The sequence below is a fragment of the uncultured Campylobacter sp. genome (assembly GCF_938018035.1).
Lineage (GTDB): Bacteria > Campylobacterota > Campylobacteria > Campylobacterales > Campylobacteraceae > Campylobacter_B.
The window spans coordinates 1-4,946 of record NZ_CALIJF010000317.1 but is presented as its reverse complement, the minus strand read 5'-3'; the positions used below and the strand labels follow the sequence as shown (position 1 = coordinate 4,946).

Below are 4,946 nucleotides of genomic sequence, written 5' to 3'. Positions count from 1 at the left end.
CGGGTTGAGCTAAATTTTAATTGGAATTCCGCTCGGCTTAGGATGAAATTTAAACATATAGCTTGCTTTGAATTTTTTAGAATTTTAGTTATCAAGATAGTTCAAAATTTCATTCGTATGGTAAAATTTTAAGTGCAAGAGTTCTAAAAAATCAATACAAGCAATTAGCATAATTTAAAAAAATTCTAATATTGAAATTTTAAAGATTACGATATAGACGATAAACGCCGCTTTGTCGCGCGCGGAATTTCACTGCATAGGATCTAGCGCGCCACTGAATTTTAAAGCTCATAAATTTTTGAGATTCTAAAATTGCTAGAATTTAAAATTTTAAATCGCCTCGTAAATCGCTAAACATTTGCGTTAAATTTTGCCTCGCTTTACCGATAATTTAAGTTAAGCTTGTAAAATCGCGCTCTAAAATCATATCAAAGGCTCTTTTATGCGTAGAAATGGCAATGGAACGAAGCTTAAAATTTTAATATTTCTTATTATAATATGCGCTTTGGTTTATGGAATTTTTAGAATTTTCACCTCGCCTAAATTTGAAAAAAATCCTCCGCAAATTGCGCTGGAAAATGAAATTTATTGGAATTTAACCTCGCCTTTAAAGATTAAAATTTCAGACGATACCGGCATTAAGCTCGTTCGCGTTAATTTAAACGACGGAGCCAGCACGATACCGCTACTAAATGAGGAGCTGAACGTTCCGCAAACGACGCTAGAGCTTGCCGTGCAATTTCCTAAAAATTTGATGCTTAATAAAGATAAAAACTACAAGCTCGAGGTTTTTGCAAACGACATTAGCTCGTGGAATTTTGCGCAAGGAAATAAGAGCGTAAAAACGGTAAATATAATAATAGATGACAAAAAGCCCGTCATAAATATCATCAATCAATCCTATAAAATCACCAAAGGCGGTAGCGCTGTAGTCGTATTCTCAGCTAGAGACGAGCGCCTAAACGAAGTCTATGTCAAAACCAACTATGGCAAAATTTTTAAAGCGATTCCTTTTGTAAAAGAGGGCTATTATGCGTCTCTCGTAGCGTGGCCTGCAAATTTAGAGGAATTTCGCGCAGAAGCGGTCGCCACCGATCGTGCAGGCAACGAAAGCATTTCGCAGATAAAATATTTTTATCAAGACAAAAAATATAAAGTCTCTACTATCAAGCTAAATCCGGGTTTTATTAACGGCAAGGTAAGCGATCTGGCTAGCCAATACGCGCAGAATTTTAACTCGATGAGCGATTTGGAGAAATTTAAGTTCGTAAACGAAACTCTGCGTAAGAAAAACGGAGATGATCTGCACGCTGCTACTAGCGCGGTGCACGAGGATAAAATAAATGGATTTGAGCTAAAGCCTTTTTATCCGCTTGCTAAAGGCGCAGCGGTAGCAAGCTTTGCCGATCATCGGATATTTTTTATGAACGACGAACAAGTAAGCGAGTCATGGCATATGGGGCTCGATCTAGCAAGCGTCGCAAACGCCGATATCAAAGAGAGTAACTACGGTAAGGTAGTTTTCGCGCAGGAAAACGGAATTTTCGGATTAAATTTAGGAATTTACTACGGCTTTGGATTGTACGGTATCTACGGACACTGCTCGGCGACGCAGTTAAGTGTGGGCAGCGATGTAAAGCCGGGCGACATTCTAGCACAGACGGGCTCAAGCGGCTTTGCTTTCGGAGATCATCTGCATTTTGGCATCGTAGTTCAGGGTGTGGACGTAAGACCCGAGGAGTGGATGGATCCTAAGTGGATGAAAGATAACATTACCGACGTCTTAGAATCGTCCAAAAAAGTAATAGAAAAAGGTAAGTAAATTTTAAAATTTTCGCTATAATGCGCGGGTTAATGAAAACGAGGATAGAAATGAGACAGACAACGATAGCTAAGAAAGTCCATAACGTCGGCATCGGGCTGCACAAAGGTGAGCCTATCAGACTTACGTTAGAGCCTTTAGAGGCAGGCAGTGGAATCGTATTTTATAGAAGTGATCTTGGCATTAGTTTTAAAGCCGAGCCGAAAAACGTCATAAATACGCAGATGGCAACCGTCGTAGGAAGCGAGAAGGGCTATATATCAACAATAGAGCATCTAATGAGCGCCATTAATGCCTATGGCATCGATAATATCCGCATCATCGTCGATGCTAATGAAATTCCTGTGATGGACGGAAGCTCTGCGAGCTTTTGTATGCTTTTGGACGAAGCGGGGGTAAGAGAGCTTGACGCTAATAAAAAAGCCCTCATCATCAAGCGAGCCGTGGAGATTCGCGAGGGAGATAAGCTCGTGCGGCTAAGCCCGAGCAAGAGCCCGAGATTTGATTATACTATTAAATTTAGTCATCCACTCATCGGCACTCAGCACCATGTTTTTGAATTTAGCAAGAAATCCTACGTTAAAGAAATTTCGCGAGCACGCACGTTTGGGTTTTTGAAAGACGTGCAGGCGCTACGTTCCATGGGGCTGGCTCTAGGCGGCAGCTTAGAAAACGCCGTCGTAATCGATGAGAATAAAATTTTAAACCCCGAGGGTTTGCGTTTTGAAAACGAGTTCGTTCGCCATAAAATTTTAGACGCGATCGGCGATCTTGCGCTCGTGGGCGCTCCGATTTTGGGCGATTATACGGCGTTTGCGGGAAGCCACGATCTAAATCATAAACTAACTTTATCAGTTTTAGCCGATGCTAAAAATTTCGAGCTAGTAGATCTTACCGCCGAGGTTGTGCGCGAATATCAAAAAGTCTTTGCTTAAGGCTGCAAAATCAAAGAGGTTGAAATTCTAATCGCTGCTCTTAGCGCTCCGTGCCTACTCGGTGTGTATGAAAACGGCGCTAAGATAGCGGAATTTGCAAGCGTTGAAGGCGAAAAAGCCGATAAATTTCTGATCTGCAAATTTAGCGAAATTCTAAAAACTTATAAAATCAAAGAGCTCATCTACGCAAACACTCCCGGCAGCTTCATGGGCATGAAGGTAAGCTACGTGATATTACGTACGCTTAGCATCGCTCTTGATGTGCCTTTGCGCGCGATCAGCGGCTTTGAGCTAAGCGGCTTCGGGCCGATTAGAGCAAATAAAAACTTCAGCTACGTTTATGAGCGCGGTGAAATCAGGATGAAAAAATGCGCCCCCGCCGCGCTATCTTTGCCGCAGGATTTATCGGTTTTAAATAAAAGCGATGATATACTTCCAAATTACATCATAGAAGCGGTTTAGGAGAGAGCTTGATTATAAGAATTCCTGCGACGAGCGCAAATTTAGGCCCCGGTTTCGACGCGCTCGGCCTTAGCCTAGGGCTATTTAACGAAGTAGAGATTACCGAGCAGAAGTTTTTTTGCGTATCGCTTAGCGGCGAGGGTAGCGACAGAGCGTGGCTAAAAAAGGGCAACGCTTTTTTGAATATTTTCAATGAAATTTACAGAAAACTAGGCGGCGGGCAAGAGTTAAATTTTAAATTCGCCTTTCACAACAACATCCCGTTTTCGCGCGGGCTGGGCAGCAGCTCGGCCGTGATCGTAGGCGCTATCGTAAGCGCTTATAAAATTTGCGGTTTTGAAATCGATCGTGCTAAAATTTTAAACACGGCGCTGGAATATGAAAATCACCCTGATAATATCGCGCCCGCGACGCTCGGCGGCTTTGTCAGCAGCGTCGTGGACGGCAAGACGGTTCGCACGCAAAAATGCGAAATTTCGCAAGATCTGCAAGCGGTCGTCGTCATCCCCGATACGCCGATGCCTACGAACGAATCGCGCGGCAAGCTGCCTAAGAGCTTTTCGATCAAAGATTGCGTTAGCAACCTCTCGCATGCGGCGTTTCTGACCGCTTGTTTTATGCGGCGCGACTACGACAGCTTGCGCTACGCCTGTATCGATAAGATGCACGAGCAGATGCGTATGGGCGTGCTTCCGCAGCTTTTTGGGGTGCGCGAGATCGCCTATGATAACGGCGCGCTTATGAGCTCGCTCTCGGGAAGCGGCTCAAGCTTTTTAAATTTAGCCTATAGATCCGACGCCGCAAAGCTTAAAGCCTGCCTTAGCGAAAATTTTAAAAACTTCCGCGTCGAAATTTTAGAGATCGACAACGGCGGCTTTAATATTGACTAAGAAAAATAAAGATATAATCGCATGAGCGAACCGATTAGGATGTGCGTTATTTGCAAGGGGCGCTTCGCCAAGCGCGAACTCCACGCCTTTTTGCAAAATTTTAAAAATATAAGCTCAAACAGACAATTTTATATTTGCGACGGTTGCATAAATCAAAAAGAGAAAATTTCAAAATATCTATCTAAATTTGCGTCTAGCGCAGATTTGGGACATATCAAGGAGAGGGTTTTAAATGGGTGTTCTGATTAAAGATATCGCGGACGAGCTTGGATACGCAAGCAAAGAGATAATCGAAAAAGCGCAGGAGATGGGCTTTAAGAGGGTAAAAACCGCGTCGAATAAAGTAAGCGAAGAAGAAGCTGCCGCTATTTACGATTATATCCAGACGGGAATTTTGCCGGGGAAAAAGTCAAAGCCCGCAAAGAAAAGCTCCGAAAAAGCGCAAGAAGATGAGAATAAGCCCGCTAAAAAACAGAGCGAAACTAAAAAAACCGCTAAAAAAGAGAGTCCTAAAAAGGCGGAAAGCTTAAAAGCTTCCGAATCCAAAGAGTCCGCGCAAAGCGCCAAAGAACCTAGCGATGAAAAAGCTCGGACGCAAGAGCCCGAGGCGAAAACCGAAAAATCCCAAAATCAAAAAGAAGAAATTTTCTCCGCCCCGCAGGATAAAGAGGAGAAGCAAAACGCCGCCTCAAAGCCCGCTCCGGTGCAGATAAACAGCGGCGATAGCATTGCTAGCGAGAGCTTGCAAAAGCGCCGCGGCTTAGTCATTGTAAAAAAGAAAAAGGAAGTTCAAGCCCCGGCGGCACAAGATAGAACTGAGCCTAGGCGCGAAAAGAT

General features: G+C 43.5%; 6 protein-coding genes. All 6 read left to right on the top strand.

The features are described 5' to 3' along the window. The first annotated feature begins 442 nt into the window (after nt 1–442). The gene (locus tag Q0257_RS09510; protein ID WP_298024392.1) at nt 443–1,822 is read left to right on the top strand and encodes a M23 family metallopeptidase; all 1,380 of its coding nucleotides are present in this window, start codon (nt 443–445) and stop codon (nt 1,820–1,822) included. Between the two features lie 50 nt (nt 1,823–1,872). Further along, nucleotides 1,873–2,757 (top strand): UDP-3-O-acyl-N-acetylglucosamine deacetylase, encoded by an 885-nt coding sequence (gene lpxC / locus Q0257_RS09505; RefSeq protein ID WP_298024391.1) that lies wholly within the window; start codon nt 1,873–1,875, stop codon nt 2,755–2,757. Between the two features lie 63 nt (nt 2,758–2,820). Continuing rightward, nucleotides 2,821–3,219, top strand: coding sequence for a glycoprotease (locus Q0257_RS09500; protein WP_298024390.1), 399 nt, complete (start codon nt 2,821–2,823; stop codon nt 3,217–3,219). Nucleotides 3,220–3,227: 8 nt separating this feature from the next. Further along, on the top strand, nt 3,228–4,109 hold the full coding sequence (thrB, locus tag Q0257_RS09495) for a homoserine kinase (protein ID WP_298024389.1): 882 nt from the start codon (nt 3,228–3,230) through the stop codon (nt 4,107–4,109). A gap of 21 nt (nt 4,110–4,130) precedes the next feature. Next, nucleotides 4,131–4,358 carry a hypothetical protein gene (locus tag Q0257_RS09490; RefSeq protein WP_040304108.1) on the top strand — a complete coding sequence of 76 codons (228 nt, stop codon included), beginning with the start codon at nt 4,131–4,133 and terminating at the stop codon, nt 4,356–4,358. Then, nucleotides 4,342–4,946 (top strand): translation initiation factor IF-2 N-terminal domain-containing protein (locus Q0257_RS09485; RefSeq protein ID WP_298024388.1); only part of this gene is annotated, 605 nt, incomplete at its 3' end. The genes Q0257_RS09490 and Q0257_RS09485, both read left to right, overlap by 17 nt.